Genomic DNA, 23,444 nt, shown 5'->3' with positions numbered 1-23,444 from the left:
TTTTACCCCCTTAAAATTGTGTCATCTCTTTCAGGAGATGTTGAAACGATTCCAACTCTAACAGAAGTAACTTCTTCTATTTTTTCAATATATTTTTTTGCATTAATTGGTAATGAGTCATAATCTCTAATTCCCACTACACTTTCCCAACCATCAATTTCTTCATAAATAGGTTTTACATTATCTAAGCATGTTGGCACATAATCTATTTTTTGTCCATCTAATTCATAAGCAACACAAATTTTTATTTTAGCAAATCCATCAAGAACATCAAGTTTCATTAAAGCTAATTGATCACAACCGTTTAATCTTGATGCATATTTAACTGCAACAGCATCAAACCAACCACATCTTCTTTTTCTTCCTGTTGTTGTTCCAAACTCTTTCCCAACTTGAGCCATAGTTTCACCTTCGTCACCATGATCTTCAGATGGGAAAGGTCCATTCCCAACCCTTGTACAATATGCTTTAACAATTCCTGTAACCATTCCAACATCTTTTGGATTAACACCTAATCCAGCACAAGATCCAGCACTTACAGTACTTGATGAAGTTACATAAGGATATGTTCCATGGTCAATATCAAGCATTGTTCCTTGAGCACCTTCAAGTAATACTTTTTTATTTTCATCAAGAGCTTTCCAAACCATATTTGTTGTATTTGTAATAAATGGAGCTATTTTTTCTTTATATCCATTTAATTCATCTAATAACTCTTTTTCATTTGGAGTTGCTATTTCTAAAACATCAAAAATTGCTCTATTTTGTTCAAAATATTCTAAAATTGATTTTGTTAATTTTTCAGTATTAAGTAATTCACCAACTCTATGTCCAACTCTATTAATTTTATCAGAATATGCAGGGCCGATTCCTTTTCCAGTTGTACCAATAGCTTTTGCACCTCTTAATTTTTCTTTTGCTTGATCAATTAAGGCATGATAAGGTAAATTTAAATGTGCTTTATCAGAGATAAATAATCTTCCTTCTAAATTTTGGAATTGACTCATTTCTTTAATAATATTCTCTGGTGATAAAACAACACCATTTCCAATAACATTTACAGCTTTTGGATTTAAAATTCCTGATGGAACTAGGTGAAGTGCGTATTTTACACCATCAACCCAAATAGTATGACCAGCATTGTGTCCACCTTGACTTCTACAAACCATGTCATATTTTTGAGCAAGCATATCAACTATCTTACCTTTTCCCTCGTCTCCCCATTGAATACCAACTATTATATCTGCGCTCATTCTTAATCCTCTAAAATTTTTAATAAATTATCTGTATATAATGCAAAACCTAATGAACTCATTCCCTCGCTTGAGTACATTCCACCTTTGCATAAAGTTAAATTCTCATTTATTACTCTATAATAAATACCATCATAATATCTTAATGAACCATAATAAAGTGGTGCAATAATAATATTTGAATAGTCTACTTCTTTTGCTTTGCATAGAAGTTTTTCTAATTCTTCTTTTAGTGATGATGGAACAATATTTATTACATTTTCTAAACTTTTTATGTCTTTTACTTTTATAAGTTTATTCAACCATTCACAATTTAATTTAAATAAAGTAGCAATCTCACCATTTTTAAGTAAATCAATATCAATATTTAATTCATTTGCAACAAGTTTTGGAATATTAATATTTGAAATCTGGAAAATTGGCTCAATCTTTAATGCTTTTAATATATTTGCCGTTAAATTCATTATATCAGCAATATTATTATGATCTATCCACTCACATCCAATTTGATACTCTTCTTTTGACGGATAGGTAAAAATAGGTTGAACATAAAACCATTTTTTATGGGCTGTTGTTCTTCCTAATCTTTTTGTAATAATTCTTACCACATCTAAAGTTGAATCGGCTCTTAATGATACTTGTTCATTTTGCTCATCTGAAAATTTAATTAGTTTTTTCTCATTTGCAATAGCTTGATGTTGAGAATATGAAAAATTTGGAGTTAATATCTCTTCAAATCCGTCATTATCTAAAATCTCACAAATTTGATTTTCTAATACTCTTTTTCTTTTAGCTGATGCTCCAAAGTATAATCGACTTCCTTTTGGAATTTCGTGTTCAAAAATCATTACTCTTAGTTTCCTTTAAACATATTTGATGCAAAAACTCTATTTGCAGTTCCATCAAATGTTCTAATACCTAAATCATCTAATGCTAATTCAACAGCGTTTACAGCCCATGAAGCTTCATAATCTTCAACTAATCCCATATGATTAATTCTAAAGATTTTACCTGCTAAATGATCTTGTCCACCTGCAATATCAACATTATATTTATTTTTTAGAATTTTTCTAATTGCACTTGATTGCTCTGTATAAACTGTTGTCATTGCATCAGCAGGAGATTTTGGATAAATGTCGAATCCAATAGCTTTTAAAGCTTCTCTTGTTGCATTTGCTCTTAATGCTGTTTGTTTATATAAATTATCAAATCCATCAGCTTTTATTTTTTCTAAAATTGCACCTAAACCAATAATAAGCGTAGTTGCGGCTGTCCATGCTGTTGTATTTGTTCTTTGTTTTTTAATTTCTGTAGCTAAATTAAAATAGTAACCTTTTGGTTTTAACTCAATTTTTGAAACTGCTTCATTTGAAAACCCAATTATTGCAAGACCTGGTGGTAACATTAATGCTTTTTGGCTTCCTGTAATAATCGCATCTAAATTTGTAGTATCAATTTTTTCAACACCAATAGCTGTAATTCCATCTGCAATAATCATAATATCTTTGTTGATTTTTTTAACCTCAGCAGCAATTTGTTCAACAGGATGTCTTAATCCTCCTGCACTTTCGCAAATCTGAATAAAAATTGCATCAATAGATGAATCTGATTTTACTGCATTTACAACAGCTTCCACACTAACAGGAGTATCCCATTCATTTTTAATTTCAGTATAATCTATACCAAAAGCAGCACAAATCTTTCCGAATCTTTCACCGAATTTTCCTGAATTAATTGTAAGTGCTTTTTTATGTGTTAAATTTGTAACACAAGCTTCCATTGCACCTGTACCACTTGAAGCTAACATTACAACTTCTGGCATATTGTATAATTCTATTAATAATTCTCTAGTATTTTTAAAAATTGCTTCAAACTCTTCAGTTCTATGATGAATTGTAACATCAGCCATAGCTTTTCTTACAAATTCTGGTACTGGAGTTGGACCTGGCGTCAATAGCATTTTAGTATCCTTATTTTTTCATTCTTTTATAGCAAAACGGAATATTTTATCCAAATATAGTTTATTAAACGGTTAAGTAAAAGAACAATCTTCAAATCATAATAATATTAATTTTTATTTGATATTTTTATCTTAATTTTATATTTCTAGTTTTTTAGTACTTTGATTCTAAATTTTTTTAAAAGTCCTTGACATTATTACTAATTAGTAATATAATTTCTCTATAAGTTTGTGAAAGTAAATATAAATGAGTTTTTTCTTTTTAAGAAAAAGTTTTAATTATAAATTATTTTCAAACATAATTTTGGATTTAATCAGTTAAATGATTAGATAAGGTGTACAGAGCGAATTAAGTTTTTCTTTTGCTCTCTTAGTACTAATTAGTAATTAATAAAACAAACAATAAAAATAAGGATATAACATGAAAATTTTTAAATTAGGTTTAGCTTCTTTGGTAGCTTCAAGTGCTCTTTTTGCAGGTACATATAACGTTGACGCAAGTCACTCAAATGTTGGGTTTAAGGTTAAACACTTAATGATCTCTAATGTTACTGGTAAGTTTGACAAATTCAATGGTAAATTTGAATACGATGAAAAAACTAAAACTTTAAAAAGTTTAGAAGGTAATGTTAGTGTTGCTTCAATCAATACTGAAGATGCTAAAAGAGATACTCATTTAAAATCTGCTGATTTCTTTGACGAAGTTAACAACCCTACTTTAACTTACAAATTAGAAAAAATTGAGGGTGACACTGCTTATGGTAAGTTAACTATTAGAGGTATTACTAAAGATGTTAAACTTGATTTTGAAAACAATGGTACTGCTATTGATCCTTGGGGAAACACTAGAGTTGCTTTAGAATTATCTGGTAAAATTAACAGAAAAGATTTTGGTCTTAATTGGAACAAAGCTTTAGAAGCTGGTGGTGTTTTAGTTGACGAAACTGTTAAATTAAACATTGAAGTTGAGGGTATCTTATCTAAGTAATTTGCTAAGGTCATACCTACTAATAAAAATATATATAATATTTAAGGAATAAAAATGATATTAATATTTGTAGCAAGTCTAAATGAAAATATGAAACTTGCAAATACTATAAAAGCAGATTTAGACAAACAAAGTATAGATTCAAAGATAATTAACTTGGTAGAACTTAACTTACCAATGTATGATACTTTTAAAGAACAAAATGATGGAATTCCTCTAGTTGCATTAGATTTAGCAAAAGAGATGGAAAAAGCAAGTGCTTATGTTATTGTATCACCTGAATACAATTATGGTGTTCCACCTGTATTAGTAAATACAATTGCATGGATTTCAAGAATTGGTGATGATTTTAGAGCATTATTTACTTTAAAAACTATTCAGTTAGCAACTCACTCTGGAAGTGGTGGAGAGGATTTATTAAATTCTTTAAGAAGTCAATTTACAAGATTAGGTTCTATTGTTATGCCAAGAGAAATTATAGCAACTTATGTAAACCATGTAAAAGAAGATAGCTTAGAAAAAATATTAGTCCAATTTACAAATTTAATAAAAGGATGACTTATGTTAAAAAAATTGCCAAAAGAAAATATGGGAACATCAAATTTAGGTTGGTTAGAGAGTCGTTTTCACTTCTCATTTGCAGAATATAGAAATTCAAATAATATAAATTTTGGAGTGCTAAGAGTTTTAAATGATGATATTGTTCATCCAAACTCAGGGTTTGATACACATCCCCATGCAAATATGGAAATAATCTCTTATGTGGTTGATGGTGAAATTACACACAAAGATTCTATGGGAAATGCAGAGACTTTAAAAAGAGGAGAAGTTCAATATTTAAGTGCGGGGGATGGAATATTTCATAGTGAACATAATTGGAATAAAACAAAAGATTTAAGACTTTTACAAATTTGGATTATTCCACCTAAATCAGGACTTCCAAGACTTTATGGCTCTAAAAACTTTAAAGAAACTGATAGAAAAAATAAATTATTAAATATAGTTTCAAGCCAAGATGGAAATGCAGATATAAAAATTTATCAAGATATAAATATGTATGTTAGTGAATTAGAAGCTAATAAAACTATAGATTTTGATATTAAAAATAATAGACAAATTTATTTTGTGCAAATTGAAGGAACAGCTTCAATAAATGGAATAAATTTAAATAACGGCGATGCAATGGAAATAGTAGATGTTAGTAAGCTAGAAGTTAAAGCTTTAAGTAACTCTCATTTTTTATTCATCGAAATGAAGACAATATAAAATAGATTGTAAAAAATCTTGACATTAATACTAATTAGTATTATAATCACAAAAGGAGTATGTATATGAATAAAAAATCGTTAAAAACTTATGGTTTAAGAACAGACAAAGCTATGAAAACAGTTGTTAGATTAGAAAAGGCTAGTTTAAAAATAACAAATTTGACAGTAAATTATTTATCAAAACATAATCTCACGTTTAATCAGTTTAAAGTACTAGAAGTTTTATATCATCTTGGTGATTTAAACATTGGTTCAATTACGAAAATAACAATGAGTACACCTGGAAATATTACAGTTGTTGTAAAAAATTTAAAAAGAGATGAATGGATTACTTCAATAAAAGATCCAAATGACAGTAGAGCATCAATTTTATCAATTACACAAAAAGGTAAAGATATTATTGAAGAAGTATTTCCAACTCATTCAAGTAATTTAACAAAATCAATGGAAGTTTTAAGTGATAATGAACTTGATACTTTATACGATTTATTAGATAAGGTGTACAGAGCGAATTAAGTTTTTCTTTTGCTCTCTTAGTACTAATTAGTAATTAATAAAACAAACAATAAAAATAAGGATATAACATGAAAATTTTTAAATTAGGTTTAGCTTCTTTGGTAGCTTCAAGTGCTCTTTTTGCAGGTACATATAACGTTGACGCAAGTCACTCAAATGTTGGGTTTAAGGTTAAACACTTAATGATCTCTAATGTTACTGGTAAGTTTGACAAATTCAATGGTAAATTTGAATACGATGAAAAAACTAAAACTTTAAAAAGTTTAGAAGGTAATGTTAGTGTTGCTTCAATCAATACTGAAGATGCTAAAAGAGATACTCATTTAAAATCTGCTGATTTCTTTGACGAAGTTAACAACCCTACTTTAACTTACAAATTAGAAAAAATTGAGGGTGACACTGCTTATGGTAAGTTAACTATTAGAGGTATTACTAAAGATGTTAAACTTGATTTTGAAAACAATGGTACTGCTATTGATCCTTGGGGAAACACTAGAGTTGCTTTAGAATTATCTGGTAAAATTAACAGAAAAGATTTTGGTCTTAATTGGAACAAAGCTTTAGAAGCTGGTGGTGTTTTAGTTGACGAAACTGTTAAATTAAACATTGAAGTTGAGGGTATCTTATCTAAGTAATTTGCTAAGATTTAAAAGATGAATCCAACACTATTTATTTCACATGGCGCTCCAAATATAATTTTGAGTGATATTGCATCTAAAAAAAATATAAAAGAATTAGCTGAAAAATTAGAAATGCCAAAATATATTATTATATTTTCAGCACATTATTTGACAAAAGATTTAAAGATTATTTCACCCTATACAAATAAGATAATGTATGATTTTTATGGTTTTGAAGAAGAGTTATATAAAGTAAGATATGAGATAAATAGTGATGAAAAATTAACTTTTGAGTTAATTGAAAAATTGAAAAAAAGCAATATTAATATCTCAATAGATGAAAATAGAAAAAGTTACGACCATGGAGTTTGGAATGTATTAGCATTAATGTATGAAAAACTCTCAATTCCAGTACTACAGCTAAGTATTCCTATTTCATATAATATAGAACAGCTTATTAATTTAGGAGTTGTACTTCAACAATTTAAAGATGAAGCTTTGATTATCTGTAGTGGTGGAATTACTCATAATTTAGGTGATGCCAGAATGCATTTAAATATACAAGATTATGCAACAAAATTTAATGACGATATTATAGATATTATTGAAAATGCAAAAGATGATGAATTAAGAAATATTCAAAATAATATAAATTTTTATAAAAATCATCCATCAACAGAGCATTTTTTACCACTATTTATTGCCTATGGTAATGCTATAGATAAAAAAGGAAAATCTTTCAACAAAGAGATGATTTATTCAAATATCTCAATGGAGAGTTTTATATTTGATGAAAAAGAGCTAATTAATTAAACTTTTCTTTTATGCTACAATAAACACTTAAAAATTAGTTTAGGTCTTATAAATAATGAAAATAAAAGTTCTGTTAAATGGTGTAGGTCGTATTGGAAAAGCTATTTTAAAAATAATGCTTGAAAATAAAAACTTTGAGATAGTTGCAATTAATGAAATAAATCCATATCTTGAAAACATAGTTTATTCAATAAACCATGATTCAACATATGGAAATATTTCAGATAAATTCAAAATAATAGAGAATAATTTTATTGAAAATTCTTGCTCAAAAATCAAAATATTAAATCATAAAAATTTAAATGATATTGATTTATCAAATATAGATATTATAATTGATGCAAGTGGAGTAAAAGAAGATATTAATCTTCTAAAAAGCCTTCCTGTTCAAGCTATTTTTCTAACTCATCAAAGTGCTAAGGCAGATATAAATATCATTTTAGGTGTGAATGAACAAAACCTTGATTCAAATATTCATAAAATCATATCAACCAGTTCATGTAATGCAACAGCACTACTTCCAGCACTAAAAATTATTGATGAAAATTATGAAATTTTATGTGGGGATATTGTAACTATTCATCCTCTTTTAAATCATCAAAGAGTTCTTGATGGTAACTTTGTTTCTAGTCAAACAAGAGATGTTGAGTATAACTTTGAATTTGGAAGATCATCTACTCAAAATATAATTCCCAATAAAACAACTACAATAAGTGCTTGTTCTTATGTATTACCTAAAATCAATGCTGAGCTAATTTCATCAAGTTCATTAAGAGTTCCTACAGATACGGTTGGAGTTATAAATGTAACTTTAATGACAAAAAAAGAGTGTTCAAAAGATGAAGTTATTAGAATATTTGAGGAATATGAAAAGAATCAAAAATTCCCAATTGTATTAAATAATTACGAGCCACTTGTTTCAAGTGATTTTAAAAAAGAGAATAAAACAACTATTATAGACCATAGATATACAGATGTTAAAAATAATCATCTGATAAAACTTTTGGTTTGGTATGACAATGAATGGGGTTATGCTTCAAAGGTTGTGGATATTTTAAACTATTATAAAGGCATAAAAAAAGGGTAAGTTTTTAGACTCACCCTTTTTAATCTTATCTAAAAACTAATTAGATAAATTCAACACATTTAGCACCCTCAGCAATATGTCCAATAACATATCCATCAGTGTTAGATAAAACAGCGTCAACATTTTCAGCACTTACAACTAAAACCATTCCAACACCCATATTAAATGTTCTGTACATCTCTTCTAGTTCTACATGTTGTCCCATAAATTCAAAAATTGGTAAAACTCTTACATCTGCTCTTTTTACAACTGCTTTTAAATTATCAGGTAAAACTCTTGGTAAGTTTTCAGTAATTCCACCACCAGTAATATGCGCTAATGCATTGATTTTATCTTTGTTAGCCTTGAACTCTTTTACATAAATTCTTGTTGGTTCAAGTAATACATCTTTAAGTGGTTTTCCTTGGAAATCATCATCTAAAGACATTCCTAATTTTTCAAGTAAAAGTTTTCTAACTAATGAAAAACCATTTGAATGAACACCAGAAGATGGTAATGCAATTAATGTATCGCCAGCTTTGATTTTGTCAATTCTATTTAACTCATCTTTTTCTGCAATTCCAACACAAAAACCAGCTAAATCGAAATCACCCTCTTTATACATTCCTGGCATTTCAGCAGTTTCACCACCAACAAGTGCGCACTCGCTTCTAATACAACCCTCAGCAATACCTTTAACAACTTGTGTAGCTTCATTAACATCAAGTTTTGCAGTTGCATAATAATCTAGGAAAAATAATGGTTCTCCAAAGTTACATAATAAATCGTTTGAACACATAGCAACTAAATCAATTCCAACTGTGTCAAATTTTTTTGCATCAATTGCAAGTTTTAGTTTTGTACCAACTCCATCTGTTCCAGATAGAATTACTGGTTTTTTGTAACCACTTGGTAATTCAAATGCACCAGCAAATGAACCTATTCCACCTAGAACTCCAGGAATCATTGTTGATTTTACATAAGGTTTGATATTTTCTACAAACTGATTTCCAGTATCAATATCAACCCCAGCATCTTTGTAACTAACTGTTGCCATTATTCACCTTTTTTTTATTCTATTTTCCAAATCTTGCGATTACTTTAAAAATTTTTGGGTATTATAGCAAAATGTTTATAAATATTAAGGACTATATATAATGAAAGATAATAACGCATTTAATGAAATGATGGTACATTTACCATTGTGTACACACAAAGAAGCTTCTAACGTTCTGATTATTGGAACTGCTGATGCAGATATGAAAGATCAAGCCGCTAAACATTCTAAAGTTTCAAATATCGAGTTTGGAGATACTTCTCTTTTAACATCAAAAAATGAAAAAAATATTGATGTAATAATTTTAACTGACGTAAAAATTAATGAACTTCTACTTGCAAATATTGAAAGAATTCTAAAAGATGATGGTTTAATAGCTTTTGCTTCAAAAGCATTTTCAAGAGATGAAGATCAATTATTTGCTGATTTAAAACTAGCTGGAACAAAATTCTGGATTGCTATGCCATTTAAATTTGGTCATAATACTTCAATTATTGCTTCAAAAAGATATCACCCAACAGCAGATATAAATCTTCAAAGAGCTGATTTATTAGATGGATTAGATTACTATTCAGCTGATATTCAATTAGCTTCTTTTGTATTCCCAGCAGCGGAACACAGAGCCTTAACTGGTATTGCAAAAAGATAACTCTACTTCCTGACTGCTATTAAATATAAATAAATCATTATTATTGTAAAATATTTACTATGAGTAATGATTTATTTAAAAACGCTATCGCCTTAACTGGTGGAATATCAACAGGGAAAAGTACTGTTTGTAACCTTTTTAAACTTCACGGTTTTTTAACAATTGATGCTGACTTGATTGCACATAAATTATTAGATATAAATTCTAATAAAATTGCTTCTATGTTTGGAGAACAATATGTAGGAAATGGGAAAGTTTTAAGAAAAGAACTAGGGAAAATTATATTTTCAAATGAAGAGAATAAACTAAAATTAGAAGCCCTACTTCACCCATTAATAAAAGATGAAATCATTAAAGAATCAAAAATATTTGAAGAACAAAATAAACCATATTTTGTAGATATTCCATTATTTTTTGAGAAAATGCATTATCCAATTTCAAAATCTTTGGTAATTTATACTCCAAAAGAGATACAAATCCAAAGACTTATGAAAAGAGATAATATTGATGAAGATGAAGCAAAATTAAAAATATCAAATCAGATGGATATTGAAGAAAAAAGAAAATTAGCTGATATGGTAATTGATAATTCACAGAATTTAAAACATCTTCAAAACGAAGTTGAACGAATCATCGGAGAGATAATATGACATATACAAAATATAGTGCAAGTGGAAATGACTTTGTAATTTTTCACACTATTTTAGAAAAAGATTATTCAAGTGATGCTATAAAATTATGTAATAGAACAGAAGGAATTGGTGCAGATGGATTAGTTGTAATAATCCCATCTTCTCAAGCTGATTTCAAATGGTTATTTTATAATAGTGATGGTAGCCATGCTGCTATGTGTGGAAATGCAACAAGAGCTGTTTCACATTATGCTTTTACAAATAATTTAGTTACATCAAATGAAATGCAGTTTTTAACAGGAGCTGGTTTAATAAAATCATGCGTTGAAAATGATATTGTTGAAACTCAATTAACACAAGCAAAAGTTCTAAAAGAAGAGTTTACTCAAGATGGATTTACTTGGTATTTAGTTGATACAGGTGTTCCTCATTTAGTAACTATCGTAGATGATTTAGAATTTTATAATCATGATTTATGTGCAAAAATGAGATATGAACACAATGCAAATGTTAATTTTGCAAAAATAGAAAAGGGTATTATAAAAGTTAGAACCTATGAAAGAGGTGTTGAGGGTGAAACCCTTGCATGTGGAACTGGAATGGCTGCATGTTTCTTAAGAGCAAATCAATTAAAACTTGTGGAAGATTGTACTTTTGTTTATCCAAAAAGTGGTGAGCAATTAACACTTTCAAGAAAAAATGGCACTATTTATTTCAAAGGTGCTGTTAAAAAAGTTTTTGTAACAACAATTTAATATATGTATTTATTAAATTTTTTAATTAATAACTCAAAGAAAATTATGCTAAACCTTTGCCTAATTGCTTCATTACAAACATATGGAATAGGCAAAGGGTTTCCTAAAGAGTATTATGAGATAAAAGATATAAACAAGGCAAAAGAGTATTTCTTTGAACATTTGTATGGTCTTATTTTAAATGAAAATTTAAAAATAAAAGAAGAAAAAGAATTAGTAAAAGATATTTTGACTTCAAATATCCTAAATATTGACTTTGATTCATCTGCATTTTATAAGCTGCTAGAAATTAAACAAAAATATAAAATTAAAAATATTTATACTCTTCAAGAATATCAAAAAAAGATAGATTTGATTCCTCCTTCTATGGCTCTTGCACAAGCAGCAGTTGAAAGTGCTTGGGGAAGAAGCAGATTTATTCAAGAAGCTAATAATATCTTTGGACATTGGACTTACAACTCTCAAATTGGAATACTTCCAAGAAGAAGAGATATTGGTGCCACCCATTTTGTAAGAGTTTTTGAAACTTTAAAAGATTCAGTTTCAGCATATATGCTTAATTTAAATAGAAACTTGGCATACAAATCTTTCCGAGATAAACGATCTTTTTTTAAAAAAGAAAAATTAGATGGATTAGAACTTTCTCAAACACTTTTAAACTATTCAGGAATCGCGCAAGATTATTTAAAAATATTAAAAGATATAATCTCCTTAAATAATCTTCAAGACTATGATAATAGATTTTATCAACAAATCAATAATTAAGGACAAAAATGAAATTTCCCGCACCGTTAAAATCTGACTCTATAAAAATTATGCTTCTTGGAAGTGGAGAACTTGGTAAAGAAGTGATAATAGAAGCTCAAAGATTAGGAATTGAAACAATTGCAGTTGATAGTTATAATAACGCACCGGCCCAACTTGTGGCAAATAAAGCATATACAATAAATATGAAAAACAAAAATGAAATTCTTGATGTAATAAGAAGAGAAAAACCTACTTTTATACTTCCAGAAGTTGAAGCTATTAATATTCAAGCACTTTTTGAAGCTGAAAAAGAAGGCTTTCATATAATTCCAAATGCAGATGCTGTTAATAAAACTATGAATAGAAAAAATATTAGAGAATTTGCAGCTATTGAGTTAAAACTTCCAACAAGTAAATTTGAATTTGTTACAACATTTGAAGCCTTACAAAAAGCTGCTTCTAATATTGGTTTCCCTTGTGTTATTAAACCTGTTATGAGCTCATCTGGACATGGACAAAGTGTTGCAAGGAGCGTTTCTGATTTAGAAAAATCTTGGGAAATTGCAAAAGAAGCTAGAGGTGATGCTAGTGAATTAATTGTTGAAGAGTTTATCACTTTTGATTATGAAATCACTATGTTAACTGTTAGAAATGGTAAAGAGACAGTATTTTGTGAACCAATAGGCCATATCCAAAAAGATGGTGATTATATCTTCTCTTGGCAACCTATGAATATGAGTGAAGTTGCAATTGCTAAATCTCAAGAAATCGCTAAAAAAATCACGGATGGTTTAGGTGGACGTGGAATTTTTGGAGTTGAACTATTTGTAAAAGGTGATGATGTTTATTTCTCAGAAGTAAGCCCTCGACCACACGATACTGGAATGGTTACTATGATTACTCAAAGTGCTAGTGAGTTTGCACTTCACGTAAGAGCTGTTTTAGGTTTACCAATTGATTTTATAACTTATGGAGCAGGAGCTAGTGCTGCATATAAAGCAAGTGCAGACAGTTTTAATCCTCAAATTGATATTTTTGATTCATCATTTACAAAAGATTCAATTATTAGAGTATTTGGAAAACCTCAAAGTCATGTGGGAAGAAGAATGGCCGTTGCCTTAACTTTTGATAAAGATTCAAGTGATGTTGCTTTACAAAAAGCAAAAGAGATTATTGGAAATTTTACAGACAAGTAAAATATTAAAACTGAACAAAAAGTTTTGTTCAGTTTATATTTTTATTGTTAAAGAGTATTGCATTCCTTCATTTTCTAATGTAACAATATCCAATTTCCCATTTAAAAAGTATGCTAAATTTTTCGCTTCTAAAATAGTTTTATTATCCACATCAGATAAAAACATACTATTTATATTTTTAATCTCAAATCCATTATTTTTCACAATTAGTTGAATAGTTGCTTTTGTAACTAATACATTCACTTCAATTTGTTTTTGTATTTTTCCTTTTTTTAACTCTTTTTTTATCAAATCAAGACAAGATTGTTCTATAAAACAAGATAAAATATTTTCTAAATACGCTTTATTTAAATATATAGGTTTTGGCAAAGTTGTTTCAACCTCATAATCTATGAAAATCTTATATCTAACATCTGCATAAATAAAATTGTCTGTTCTTCTTTTGTGTAATTCTAAAATATAATTTAGATTATTTAAATTTGTAATTTTTTCATTCTTTTGATTTAAATTAATAATTTCTTTCTCAAATTTTTTCAACTCTTCATATTGTAAAGCATAAGAGTCAATAATTTGGAAAATAATTGTACTATTAATTAAATCTTCAACACCTAACTTATTAATATATTTATCAAAAGTATCTGTATCAAACATATCAAGATAATATTTTAAATTAAAAAGTCTATTTTTTAAATTTAAAATATTATTTATGTCTTTGAGATATTTACTTTTTAATTCTTTGGATAATAAGCTATTTTTTAAATTTAGCTCTATCATTTTAATAAAATTTTCATCATCAAAAATTAAATTTGAAACTTCTAATTTTTCTGCTTCTCCACATAATTTTAGAACTTCTTTTAGTTGCTCTTTCACGATAGTTAATGATTCATCTAAACATAAACTTATTCCTAAAATTGAAGGTTGTATATCTTCGTGATTTTCATTAAAAAGTTGTCGATTTAGTCTAGTTTTCCCACCATTTTCACTAGAAAAAATCTCGGCAATATTAAAAAATTTATTATACTTAACAATTAAAATCTTTAACTCATTTGATATTTTTTCTATATCAAATAAAATTGCAGATACATTTTCAGTTTTATTATCCAATTTTATATCCTACATACAATTTGAATCAGTAGCATTTACATTATTATCAATAATTTGAAGCCAATTATTTTCATTTGCAACTAACATTACATCACCTGAAATCTTTTTATAAATTGTGTCAAGTTGTACCCAATCTGCTTGTTTTTGTTTTATTGTAAATTGATCATTTTGTTTTAAAACTCTTAATATTTTCGCATTAGTATTATTAGAATTTCTAACATTTAAATTGGTTTTTTTCACAGTATATAAACAACTTGAATGCTCATTATTAGAACTTTTTGCTAGAGGAAGTTGTGTATCTTCTTTTGTAGAAACTTGTGCGAAAGCTTTTTTGATTGAAGTTTCATCTTTAATCATTGCTTTAATTTCCTCTTTTTTAGGAGTATTTTCTGTATCTTTTTTTTCTTCTACTTTAGGGATTTTCTTTAAATCACTTACTGAAATACCATAATTGCTTAAATAAATTGTATATCCATACTCTTCATCAAGTTTTTTATATAGCTCTACACTTTTTGTTCTTGTATTAATACTCACTATTTTATGTTCTAAAATTGAATCCCCAACAATATATCTTCCTTCAATATTAGCACTTAATTCATTACTTAAAGTTTTTTTAGCAGTTGCCGTTTCATCTTCAAGTTTTAAGACTACATAATCTTTTCCATTAAAAGAATACATACTTTTAATTTTTAAATCTTTTAATTTTTTTGTTCTTGTAAAATCTGTTGTAAGTCTTGCCATATCATTTTGATGAGTAAATACATATTTTTCATAATCTTCTTGGGAAAGTTTTGGTTCTTCTTTTATAATTGTTTGGACTTGCTGATTACTTGGATTAACACCTGTAGTATCTTTTTTATTTTTTATGGCACTTACTTGTTCTTCTAAATAATCTTTTTGAAGTCCTGTAATTGCATTAAAAAACTCTTTTGATTGTTTATCTAAAACATCTAACTTATCAACATTTTGCATCTGTGTTTGAACTGATTCTTCTGCATGTAAATTTAGTACTATAAAAAATAGAAATGTAACTAATTTTATTCTCTTCATCTTTTCCCTTTTAAACTTTTATTTAAATATAAATTCATAATTAAATCCACCAATATATGTAGGATATTTTATGTAATATTTTGAATTATTAACCCAATCCCCAGATGTCATTGTAGTAAGAGAATTAGTTTTCTCAAACAAAAGATAATCTTTACTCTCATCATGAAGATTTGCATTAAATAGAGGTAATATTAATCCAGTACCAGAAGAATTTACCATATTACCCCAACAATACATTTGATCATTTACATCAATCCCACACATTGCATTATCATCTCCTATAACTTTAATCTCTTTCCATTGTATTTTTAAAATAGTATTTTCAAACAAATCATCATTTCCAGAAGATATTTGATAATCTCCTTTTAATTGATTTTTACTATTAACCCAAACAATACCTGTGCCAGCTGAACTCTGAGATAATTCCCCAACTTTTCTTGAAAAATCTACAGATAAAATCCTTGCATCATCTGTCTGGTTATATGAAGTATATCCTTTTATAATATCTTCAACTTTACTAATTACTCCTGCAGTGGAAATTTTGTAAAAATTTCCACTATTATCTGTAGCTAAAAAATTTTCTCTTCCACTCGCTATAGTTGTAAAATTTGCATCTGATCCTATTTTGGTTGATCTACAATAATTTATATCACCATTAGTACATGTAGTACCACTTGTTAATCCCCAAATAAAAAGATTTCCTTCAGTATCTAATCCTAAAATCTTTCGATAAGAAGGAGATAAAGTATATGTAATATCTTTAAATCTAATTTCACTATATACTGTTGGTATAAATACATTACTTTCAGTATTATTTCCAGTTCCTGCCCAACCTTGATTATTATCTTTCCCCCAATAATAAAGTCTGTAGCCATCAACGGTATCAGTATTTCCTCGGCTAAGAACTAAATAAGTATTATCTAAAGCTATAATTGCTTTTGCCTTATTTGTTATACCATTAAAAAATGTACTTCTATATAGATATTCCATATTTAGGAGGCTACCTTTTGTATAATTATCAAAAGAGATATAATTATTTTCTAATATATCTTGTCCTCCACAATAAAGCTCACTTTTTAAAGATATACCACAAGTGCCATGAGAATCTTCAGTAAATAAATCTATAAAATTTGGCCTAATCGGAGATGAAAAGAACTTTTTAGTATTAAAATTATTAGTATATGGAATGGTTTTTGTGTCGTCATATATCATGGCTTTTGTATTAACCATTGTATTTATAATTGGATTACCTGAACCTATATTCCCTGATTCATTTGTATAAGTATTTTTTCCTATAGAAACAGATTTCTTTGAATTATTACCCCAAGTATAAATATTCCCATTTATAATCAAAGCTCCACCTGAATTAGAAAATCGAATAACTGTTTTTCCAACACTTTTCGTAGGATTTAAATCAACTAAATTTTTATTTGTATTTAAATACTGATCTACTGAGTCATCATTTTCCCTTAAGATTTTTTCTCCTGCATACATAAAATTTTTATCTTGAACCAAATCTAAAAATGATGATGTAATTGTCCCATTTTCATTTAATACAGTTACGCTTTGATCTACTAATAAATCATTTGTGATTGAAAATTTATACTTTCCATCTTTATCATACCAATGAAGCACACCTTTTTCATCTAAATAATATCCACCTTGCCCTGAAACCTTATTTTTAGCATCTGCTTTATTTAGTGCAATCATATCTTTATGTTCAACTTTATACTTTTCATCTGAAGATAGTATTATTTCTATATCACCCTTATTTATACTTAATGGTGCTTTAGTATTAGTTCTATAGTAATTTGAATAATAATAGTCATATAAATTTAATTTCAAAGTTGCATCAGTTGTTGTAAAAGCATTAATTTTGTTATTAGCAATTATTGTAAGTTGTCTACCAAAAGGATCGGTTAAAGAAAATCCCTTTGGTAAATAATTTAAATTTCTCAATTTTTCTACGGTTATTAAAGTATTATCATCTTTATTCGTTCCTTTTTCAAAAATATATTTTTTATAAGCTAAAGCGATTTCTTCTTCTTTTTGTACAAGTTTTTTTATTTTTGTTAAAGTTAAAGAATCAATATAATTATCACTTGCAAAAATATTCAAAGAAAGAAAAAATAGAACTGCTATCTTTAATAAAAACACTATTTAATCTCCTTTGGCGTTGATATATAATCTACAAAATAAATAGTCTCATTTTGATCGTGTTTTTTGATTTTCCCAATATATGACAAAATTCCTAATGCAGCTTGTAGTCCATTCTCACTTTGAGCTGTCACTTGTGTTACAATTAAATATCTATCAACACACATTTTTTTTGAATCTAAATATTTTAACTGATAATCAAAAACTGACATTCTTGAAAAAATATCTTTCACTTTAGTTTCAAGTTCTTCTTTATTTATATACTCTTTTTCTACTATTTCAATTTTCTTTTTAGATAATTCAACTTGTTTTTTTAAATTATCAGTTTGTGCTTTTTTTTCTTCTAATACAATAGTTAAATTGTCCTTCTCAAAAGAAATTTTGAAATAGAGTATTGTTTTATATATTAAAAATCCCACTGAATAAGTTATTAAAACAAATATACAAATTTTTGTAATTCTTGAGAGGGTTTTATTACTTATACTAATCATTTTAAAGCCTCATTTTTATTACTAATACATTGAGTTAAATCTACATAATCTTTTTCACTCTTTTTTAATAACATTTCCTGTCTTTTTGCTAATTGCCCCTCAATTCGAATCTCATTATTTAAATTATCTAAAGACTGTTGTTCAAATAGTTTTGAAGTTAATAAATCTAGTCCAAAAAATACTGTCCAAAAAACAAAACCTAATATAAAAATTGAATAAAACATTTTTATACTATGTGATTTAAAAGTATCCAGTTCATTAAGTGGTTTTACTAAATCATTAATTTCACCTAATGATTTGGCAACTACTTCATTTTTCTCATTTTTTGTATTTTGTCTTAAAATATTTTCAACAGCACTTTTATATTTTGAATTTATTACATAATAAATATTTTCAATTGCTCCTCCACTTGAAAGCATTGCTATATGTTTTGTAATTAATATAGATTTTATCATATCATCTGTGATGAAATTTTGATTTATTTTTGCTGAATATACAGTTTTGTGATTAAATAAAATCACATACTCATTTTCTGCAATATGTATCAAAAACTGATTTCTTCCCAAATGTTTTTTTGATAAAAGATTTAAAGAGTATATTTCTTCATTTGTTTCATATTTGGAAAGAAATACACTATATTTTTTAAAAGAGTTATATGTAAACATATTTTGTTCAGATGCAAACTCATCATTTAAATAAAATATTTCATTTAAATCTTTTGAAGCAAAATCTGTAATTACTAATCGTACCATACTTCCTCCCCTCTAATGATTGCAATTGCATCATCTTTTGTAATAAGTCCTTCATGATATTGAGCCATACAAGCTTTTTCTACAGTCATATATTCAGCAGGATTTTCAAAATCTCCACCATGACCTATTTTAAATCTTACAACCTCAGCAATTGGCACCCTGTCTTTAAATCCTGTGTGGTTACACTCATCACAACCAACTTTTTTAAATCCACCATCCCCATCTTCTTCTTTACAAAATTTACATAATTTTCTAACTAATCTTTGAGATACTATTCCTCTTAAGTTATCAATAATATCTCCTTCATTAATTCCAAGGGAACTTGTCATCCTAGATACCGTTGCAGGAGCTGAGTTCGTATGCATTGTTGAGAAAACTAACTGACCTAAGTTAGAAGCGTTTACAAGTTGTGATGCAGTTTGTGGTTCTCTTGTTTCCCCAATTAGAATAATATTTGAATCTTGTCTTAAAATATCAACAACAGCTTCTGGGTAACCATATTTAAACTCTTCACTTGCACTTGCAAACTCTGATAAGTCAATTTGAAAGAATGATTCATCAACATATTCAACTGGATCTTCAATTGTAATAACATATTGTTGTTGTTTTGCCAATTGTTGTAAAAGTGCATACATTAAGTGTGTTTTTCCAGATCCAACTTGCCCAGTTATTAATATCATTCCATTCGCATATTTTGTTAAGTTTGATAAAATATCTACTGTTTCTTGTGGGTAATTTAATCCTCTTAAGTTGTGAGAAACAACTCCACGTCCACCAATCATCCTCATAACTAAAGAGAAGTTTAATTTTGAGTTAATAAGCCCCAGCCTAAATTTTATATTTTTTTTACCATATTCATAATTTATAACCCCATTGATTGATTCATAATCTGAATCCTCTTGGTCAGCCATGGTTACCAATCTTCTTTTTACTGTTTTTGCTATTGTAATTGGCATTGTTCCCATATCAACTTTGATACCATCAATTCTAAACCATAAAGAGGCATATCTACTTGTTTTTTGAATATGTATATCTGATGCTCCAAGTAAAATAGCTTGTCCCATCATTTTGTCAAAATATTTATTTATCTCTTCATCATTTTCTGTGTCACTATTTGAATTAAAAATAATTTCCCTATCTTCACCAAATACTGAAGATAAAACACCCTCGCCTAATACTACAATTTTTGTGAAATAAAATTTACTTAAAACATCAAAATCAAGATTTACAACATCTCTTATTCCAAGAACTTTATTTTTAATCTTTTTATCTTCTAAAGTGATTATATACATTGTTGTACATAGTTCTAATTTTTTCTCATCTAATTGAAATGATGTGTCTTGATAATGTTTTGATAATTCATTATAACTTCCATAATATTCATAACCTAAAGTTTTTACAAATTGTTCATATTTCTCTTCATTAGCCATCAAATCGCCGTATCCACCTTTTAGCTGGAACTTTTCTTTAATAACATCTTCAATTAATATGCCTAATTGTGTATCAATATCTTCACTTTTTCCTAAAAATTCTAAAACCTTATTTTTTTGCTTTTCAAAAATAGCTTTGTAATCTATGTTTTTTGATATTACTTGTTTTTTATTCTTTTGTTGATTCTGTTGTTTCAAAAAAGAGAATTTAGGAACATTTTTAAATGTAGCAAGAATTTTTTTAATCATATTTTATCTTCTTACTTATATAATGTTTTAAAAGTAAATGTACTAATAACTAAGTTAATAATATCAGATCCAATTATAACGGTAACTAGCATAGCAACCATCCAAAACATAAATTTCCATTGTAACACCATATAATTAATATTCTTTTCATACATAGTGTCACAAGTTTGATATAGAGATTTTGTTACTTCTGAAAAACTTGTTTTACTTAATTCTGATAATTTTATATCAGCTGTTATGATTGCTGGGAAATTATATTTTTCAAAAACAATAAATAACTTCTTATTTCTATTTATAATATCAGCTAATTCATAGAAAAATGGTCTTAATCCCTCTTTAAAATAGTCCTTTGATAAAATTAATGAAGTTTTATGAAAAGAAATACCAGCACTCAACATTCCATTTAAAATTCTAAACATAAATCTTCCATCTGAAAAAGCTTGAGTTTTAAAAACTTTATATAACCAAGCTGGTTTATATTTTTCACAATAAACATATCCAAAAAAGATAAAAGCTGTTACAAAAATTGATATTCCAAGGCCAGTATATGCAATTTCATAAGTAAAATATTTTGGTATTCCTAAAAATTGTTCAACATCTGGATTCATTTTTTTTAATTGAATTAAATCTTTTTGTAACATATCCAGATACAAAATCAAAGCATAAAATGTTCCAATAACTATTGATAATGGAACAAAAATTGGATTTATCATTTTTAATAATAAATTTGAATTTGCTTTTTTGAAAGACAATACTAATCTTAGTCCATCAATTGTACTTGTACTATTTACAACCAAACTAAATTGGAAGCTATTGAGAAATTTATGTTTATGTAAAATTGCTTCGAGTTTATGTTTTCCAATTTCCATATCTTTTATTGCAGCCATTAATCTTTTTTTGAAATTAGTCTCTCTAGTAATTTGTTCACTATAGAGTAATAAGGCTCTTCTAGTATTTGAACCATTATCTAATTTTGTAACTAAATAATCTAATAAAAACTGCTCATATGGATCAGCAAACATACTCATTATTAAAAGCCTTTAATATTTTTAAGAGTAACTATATAAACAATTTCTCTTCTAACATAAGATTTTGAATCAGTTCCACCTATTGCAAATCCTTCAACTGGTAAAACACCTTGATAATTTTTAGTATCATCATGTACAATAATTGATCCAACTATTGATGTTTCTCCCAATCTAACTTCCCTTGAAATATTGTAACTTTGATCATTATATTGTGGTAACTTTATTGTTGTACCATCGATACTTACTTGATCAAACTCTATAAGTTTCTTTATTGTAGGTGAAATATTTAAAAATACTTTATCTCTAGATATTTTAGCCATTGCAGTAATTGAAGTTCCCTCTTTTAGAGTATTAACTGTAACATCAGATGTTCTGGTATTTGTATCAGAATCAACTGTTGTTTCGATTTTTTCTACATAATCAGTATTTTCTGTTATTGATTGAACAGTTGGTATATTATTTTTTAAAACTAAAACATTTTTACTATAATTTAGTATTTTTCCAATTGCATTATTTGCAGTTGCTGTTACTTGAAGAAGTCTTGAAGCATTATCACTTGTAAAACTAAATGCACCATTCTCCCCTAAACTTTTTGCTACGCCTGTTCCTGCATTAGTTTGTCTATCATCTGATATTGTTCCTATTCCATACTCTCTATTTTTATTTAAAAGAAGTTCAACCCTTTCAAACTCAATTACAGCTTCTTTAGCAAATGATGCTTCATAAGCTTTTGCAATAGTTCTAACTGCACTTTCAACAGAAGTTGTTGATTTTAAGAATATTAATCCACTTGCTTTATCTATGTGATATGTTGATATTTTATCTGTTGATATAATATTTTTCAACATTTTATCTAACTCATCATATAGTGCTATTTGAGAGTTATTTTCAACTTTACTCTCACCTGTTGATTCTTGATTAGAAGTTTGACTTGATGATTTCATATCTAATAATGGAATATTTAATTCAACTACTATATCTTTATATCTAGAAATATTTATTACTTCTTTATCATAATCAACATCAACAAAAACATCTTTTGCATGAGAGAGTGAGTTTAATGCATCTTTCAAATTTTTTGAACTAATACTAATTATACTATTTTGAAAATCATCTCTATTATCTATATAACTTCCAATGTTTACTTCATATCCAGAAGTTGCTGTTATTAATTTTATTAACTCTTCCACCGAAATTTGACCATCAAGAATAAAAGGAATATGCTCTATTGATTGTTTTTTTGTTTCACTTGTACTTAAAAGTTGAACTAAATATATTGAACCACTTTTTTTAATAAAGAGTTCTTTATCTAACACAGCATTTAAATATTGATTTAATTCAACAATATTATGTATTTTGATTCTACTTTTAGGAATTAAAACATCACTACTTTTTAAATAATAAAAATTGCCATCTAATATTTCCATCTCTTTTAAAATATCACCTAATGATTTATCATCCAAAATACTAATGTACTCTTTTTTTACTTCTTTTTCATTCACTAAAGAACTTGAATAAGATTCTTGAATACCTTTATACTCTTTTTTATCAAGAGAGTTTTTTGTATTTGTAATCATTTCCTCATGGTAACTTTTTGAGCTACAACCAGAAAGAAGAAGAGTTACAACTAATAGAGATTTTATATTTAACTTTACGAGCATTT

General features: G+C 27.3%; 24 protein-coding genes. 12 read left to right on the top strand and 12 right to left on the bottom strand.

The features are described 5' to 3' along the window. Positions 1-2: 2 nt before the first annotated feature. Genes AVENP_RS00895 through AVENP_RS00885 form a run of 3 tightly spaced genes read right to left on the bottom strand, consistent with a single transcriptional unit; the run spans position 3 to position 3,213 of the window. Positions 3-1,253: an adenylosuccinate synthase gene (locus AVENP_RS00895; protein WP_128358332.1), complete on the bottom strand. Its 1,251-nt coding sequence runs from the start codon at positions 1,251-1,253 to the stop codon at positions 3-5. Between the two features lie 2 nt (positions 1,254-1,255). Further along, positions 1,256-2,101 carry an ATP phosphoribosyltransferase regulatory subunit gene (locus AVENP_RS00890; protein WP_128358331.1) on the bottom strand — a complete coding sequence of 282 codons (846 nt, stop codon included), beginning with the start codon at positions 2,099-2,101 and terminating at the stop codon, positions 1,256-1,258. A 5-nt stretch (positions 2,102-2,106) separates the two neighbouring features. Then, complete coding sequence (locus tag AVENP_RS00885; protein WP_128358330.1) at positions 2,107-3,213, bottom strand: pyridoxal-phosphate-dependent aminotransferase family protein; 1,107 nt, start codon at positions 3,211-3,213, stop codon at positions 2,107-2,109. A gap of 421 nt (positions 3,214-3,634) precedes the next feature. Here AVENP_RS00885 and AVENP_RS00880 point away from each other — a divergent pair, with 421 nt between their 5' ends. From AVENP_RS00880 to AVENP_RS00850, 7 genes are all read left to right on the top strand, one after another. Next, positions 3,635-4,201, top strand: coding sequence for a YceI family protein (locus AVENP_RS00880; protein ID WP_128358326.1), 567 nt, complete (start codon positions 3,635-3,637; stop codon positions 4,199-4,201). A gap of 54 nt (positions 4,202-4,255) precedes the next feature. Continuing rightward, on the top strand, positions 4,256-4,759 hold the full coding sequence (locus AVENP_RS00875) for an NADPH-dependent FMN reductase (RefSeq protein ID WP_128358329.1): 504 nt from the start codon (positions 4,256-4,258) through the stop codon (positions 4,757-4,759). Positions 4,760-4,762: 3 nt separating this feature from the next. Then, a complete protein-coding gene (locus AVENP_RS00870; RefSeq protein ID WP_128358328.1) occupies positions 4,763-5,467 on the top strand; it encodes a pirin family protein in 705 nt (234 codons plus the stop codon). A 65-nt stretch (positions 5,468-5,532) separates the two neighbouring features. Further along, positions 5,533-5,985, top strand: a complete 453-nt coding sequence (locus tag AVENP_RS00865) for a MarR family winged helix-turn-helix transcriptional regulator (RefSeq protein ID WP_128358327.1) — start codon at positions 5,533-5,535, stop codon at positions 5,983-5,985. Between the two features lie 68 nt (positions 5,986-6,053). Beyond that, a complete protein-coding gene (locus AVENP_RS00860; RefSeq protein ID WP_128358326.1) occupies positions 6,054-6,620 on the top strand; it encodes a YceI family protein in 567 nt (188 codons plus the stop codon). An 18-nt stretch (positions 6,621-6,638) separates the two neighbouring features. Then, complete coding sequence (locus AVENP_RS00855) at positions 6,639-7,418, top strand: DODA-type extradiol aromatic ring-opening family dioxygenase (RefSeq protein ID WP_128358325.1); 780 nt, start codon at positions 6,639-6,641, stop codon at positions 7,416-7,418. 55 nt (positions 7,419-7,473) lie between these two features. Further along, positions 7,474-8,505: a glyceraldehyde 3-phosphate dehydrogenase NAD-binding domain-containing protein gene (locus tag AVENP_RS00850; RefSeq protein WP_128358324.1), complete on the top strand. Its 1,032-nt coding sequence runs from the start codon at positions 7,474-7,476 to the stop codon at positions 8,503-8,505. Positions 8,506-8,545: 40 nt separating this feature from the next. Here the strand turns inward: AVENP_RS00850 and purM are convergent, their stop codons facing one another. Then, the gene (gene purM / locus AVENP_RS00845) at positions 8,546-9,541 is read right to left on the bottom strand and encodes a phosphoribosylformylglycinamidine cyclo-ligase (RefSeq protein ID WP_128358323.1); all 996 of its coding nucleotides are present in this window, start codon (positions 9,539-9,541) and stop codon (positions 8,546-8,548) included. Positions 9,542-9,641: 100 nt separating this feature from the next. Between purM and AVENP_RS00840 the strand changes: the two genes are divergently transcribed. The 5 genes from AVENP_RS00840 to purT are packed head-to-tail and all read left to right on the top strand — an operon-like array spanning position 9,642 to position 13,520. Further along, entirely contained in the window at positions 9,642-10,190 is a 549-nt protein-coding gene (locus tag AVENP_RS00840) for a spermine/spermidine synthase domain-containing protein (RefSeq protein ID WP_128358322.1), read from the top strand. 59 nt (positions 10,191-10,249) lie between these two features. Further along, positions 10,250-10,840, top strand: coding sequence for a dephospho-CoA kinase (gene coaE / locus AVENP_RS00835; RefSeq protein ID WP_128358321.1), 591 nt, complete (start codon positions 10,250-10,252; stop codon positions 10,838-10,840). Beyond that, positions 10,837-11,577 (top strand): diaminopimelate epimerase, encoded by a 741-nt coding sequence (gene dapF / locus AVENP_RS00830; RefSeq protein WP_128358320.1) that lies wholly within the window; start codon positions 10,837-10,839, stop codon positions 11,575-11,577. Before coaE ends, dapF begins: the two co-directional genes overlap by 4 nt. Before the next feature lie 45 nt (positions 11,578-11,622). Next, on the top strand, positions 11,623-12,342 hold the full coding sequence (locus AVENP_RS00825) for a glucosaminidase domain-containing protein (protein WP_172664179.1): 720 nt from the start codon (positions 11,623-11,625) through the stop codon (positions 12,340-12,342). 8 nt (positions 12,343-12,350) lie between these two features. Then, entirely contained in the window at positions 12,351-13,520 is a 1,170-nt protein-coding gene (gene purT / locus AVENP_RS00820; RefSeq protein ID WP_128358318.1) for a formate-dependent phosphoribosylglycinamide formyltransferase, read from the top strand. Between the two features lie 33 nt (positions 13,521-13,553). On the opposite strand, the gene AVENP_RS00815 is transcribed toward purT, so the two are convergent. Genes AVENP_RS00815 through AVENP_RS00780 form a run of 8 tightly spaced genes read right to left on the bottom strand, consistent with a single transcriptional unit; the run spans position 13,554 to position 23,442 of the window. Beyond that, the gene (locus AVENP_RS00815) at positions 13,554-14,624 is read right to left on the bottom strand and encodes a hypothetical protein (protein ID WP_128358317.1); all 1,071 of its coding nucleotides are present in this window, start codon (positions 14,622-14,624) and stop codon (positions 13,554-13,556) included. A 9-nt stretch (positions 14,625-14,633) separates the two neighbouring features. Next, positions 14,634-15,674 carry an SH3 domain-containing protein gene (locus AVENP_RS00810; protein ID WP_128358316.1) on the bottom strand — a complete coding sequence of 347 codons (1,041 nt, stop codon included), beginning with the start codon at positions 15,672-15,674 and terminating at the stop codon, positions 14,634-14,636. Positions 15,675-15,692: 18 nt separating this feature from the next. Beyond that, the gene (locus AVENP_RS00805; RefSeq protein ID WP_128358315.1) at positions 15,693-17,831 is read right to left on the bottom strand and encodes a hypothetical protein; all 2,139 of its coding nucleotides are present in this window, start codon (positions 17,829-17,831) and stop codon (positions 15,693-15,695) included. Then, positions 17,831-18,322: a hypothetical protein gene (locus tag AVENP_RS00800; RefSeq protein WP_128358314.1), complete on the bottom strand. Its 492-nt coding sequence runs from the start codon at positions 18,320-18,322 to the stop codon at positions 17,831-17,833. Before AVENP_RS00800 ends, AVENP_RS00805 begins: the two co-directional genes overlap by 1 nt. Next, positions 18,319-19,074 (bottom strand): hypothetical protein, encoded by a 756-nt coding sequence (locus tag AVENP_RS00795; protein ID WP_128358313.1) that lies wholly within the window; start codon positions 19,072-19,074, stop codon positions 18,319-18,321. The genes AVENP_RS00800 and AVENP_RS00795 overlap by 4 nt, the downstream gene beginning before the upstream one ends. Beyond that, entirely contained in the window at positions 19,062-20,753 is a 1,692-nt protein-coding gene (locus AVENP_RS00790; protein WP_128358312.1) for a GspE/PulE family protein, read from the bottom strand. The genes AVENP_RS00795 and AVENP_RS00790 overlap by 13 nt, the downstream gene beginning before the upstream one ends. Positions 20,754-20,764: 11 nt before the next feature. Next, positions 20,765-21,781, bottom strand: a complete 1,017-nt coding sequence (locus AVENP_RS00785; protein WP_128358311.1) for a hypothetical protein — start codon at positions 21,779-21,781, stop codon at positions 20,765-20,767. A 2-nt stretch (positions 21,782-21,783) separates the two neighbouring features. Further along, positions 21,784-23,442: a hypothetical protein gene (locus tag AVENP_RS00780; protein WP_128358310.1), complete on the bottom strand. Its 1,659-nt coding sequence runs from the start codon at positions 23,440-23,442 to the stop codon at positions 21,784-21,786. Positions 23,443-23,444 lie beyond the last annotated feature (2 nt).

It is taken from the genome of Arcobacter venerupis, assembly GCF_013201665.1.
In the GTDB taxonomy this organism is placed as follows: domain Bacteria; phylum Campylobacterota; class Campylobacteria; order Campylobacterales; family Arcobacteraceae; genus Aliarcobacter; species Aliarcobacter venerupis.
This window is presented reverse-complemented; position numbering and strand designations above follow the sequence as displayed.

Excerpts from the sequence above, each read along its gene's own strand:
- AVENP_RS00895 (WP_128358332.1), bottom strand. The coding sequence starts at position 1,253 with ATGAGCGCAGATATAATAGTTGGTATTCAATGGGGAGACGAGGGAAAA.
- AVENP_RS00890 (WP_128358331.1), bottom strand. The coding sequence starts at position 2,101 with ATGATTTTTGAACACGAAATTCCAAAAGGAAGTCGATTATACTTTGGA.
- AVENP_RS00885 (WP_128358330.1), bottom strand. The coding sequence starts at position 3,213 with ATGCTATTGACGCCAGGTCCAACTCCAGTACCAGAATTTGTAAGAAAA.
- AVENP_RS00880 (WP_128358326.1), top strand. The coding sequence starts at position 3,635 with ATGAAAATTTTTAAATTAGGTTTAGCTTCTTTGGTAGCTTCAAGTGCT.
- AVENP_RS00875 (WP_128358329.1), top strand. The coding sequence starts at position 4,256 with ATGATATTAATATTTGTAGCAAGTCTAAATGAAAATATGAAACTTGCA.
- AVENP_RS00870 (WP_128358328.1), top strand. The coding sequence starts at position 4,763 with ATGTTAAAAAAATTGCCAAAAGAAAATATGGGAACATCAAATTTAGGT.
- AVENP_RS00865 (WP_128358327.1), top strand. The coding sequence starts at position 5,533 with ATGAATAAAAAATCGTTAAAAACTTATGGTTTAAGAACAGACAAAGCT.
- AVENP_RS00860 (WP_128358326.1), top strand. The coding sequence starts at position 6,054 with ATGAAAATTTTTAAATTAGGTTTAGCTTCTTTGGTAGCTTCAAGTGCT.
- AVENP_RS00855 (WP_128358325.1), top strand. The coding sequence starts at position 6,639 with ATGAATCCAACACTATTTATTTCACATGGCGCTCCAAATATAATTTTG.
- AVENP_RS00850 (WP_128358324.1), top strand. The coding sequence starts at position 7,474 with ATGAAAATAAAAGTTCTGTTAAATGGTGTAGGTCGTATTGGAAAAGCT.
- purM (WP_128358323.1), bottom strand. The coding sequence starts at position 9,541 with ATGGCAACAGTTAGTTACAAAGATGCTGGGGTTGATATTGATACTGGA.
- AVENP_RS00840 (WP_128358322.1), top strand. The coding sequence starts at position 9,642 with ATGAAAGATAATAACGCATTTAATGAAATGATGGTACATTTACCATTG.
- coaE (WP_128358321.1), top strand. The coding sequence starts at position 10,250 with ATGAGTAATGATTTATTTAAAAACGCTATCGCCTTAACTGGTGGAATA.
- dapF (WP_128358320.1), top strand. The coding sequence starts at position 10,837 with ATGACATATACAAAATATAGTGCAAGTGGAAATGACTTTGTAATTTTT.
- AVENP_RS00825 (WP_172664179.1), top strand. The coding sequence starts at position 11,623 with ATGCTAAACCTTTGCCTAATTGCTTCATTACAAACATATGGAATAGGC.
- purT (WP_128358318.1), top strand. The coding sequence starts at position 12,351 with ATGAAATTTCCCGCACCGTTAAAATCTGACTCTATAAAAATTATGCTT.
- AVENP_RS00810 (WP_128358316.1), bottom strand. The coding sequence starts at position 15,674 with ATGAAGAGAATAAAATTAGTTACATTTCTATTTTTTATAGTACTAAAT.
- AVENP_RS00800 (WP_128358314.1), bottom strand. The coding sequence starts at position 18,322 with ATGATTAGTATAAGTAATAAAACCCTCTCAAGAATTACAAAAATTTGT.
- AVENP_RS00795 (WP_128358313.1), bottom strand. The coding sequence starts at position 19,074 with ATGGTACGATTAGTAATTACAGATTTTGCTTCAAAAGATTTAAATGAA.
- AVENP_RS00790 (WP_128358312.1), bottom strand. The coding sequence starts at position 20,753 with ATGATTAAAAAAATTCTTGCTACATTTAAAAATGTTCCTAAATTCTCT.
- AVENP_RS00785 (WP_128358311.1), bottom strand. The coding sequence starts at position 21,781 with ATGAGTATGTTTGCTGATCCATATGAGCAGTTTTTATTAGATTATTTA.
- AVENP_RS00780 (WP_128358310.1), bottom strand. The coding sequence starts at position 23,442 with ATGCTCGTAAAGTTAAATATAAAATCTCTATTAGTTGTAACTCTTCTT.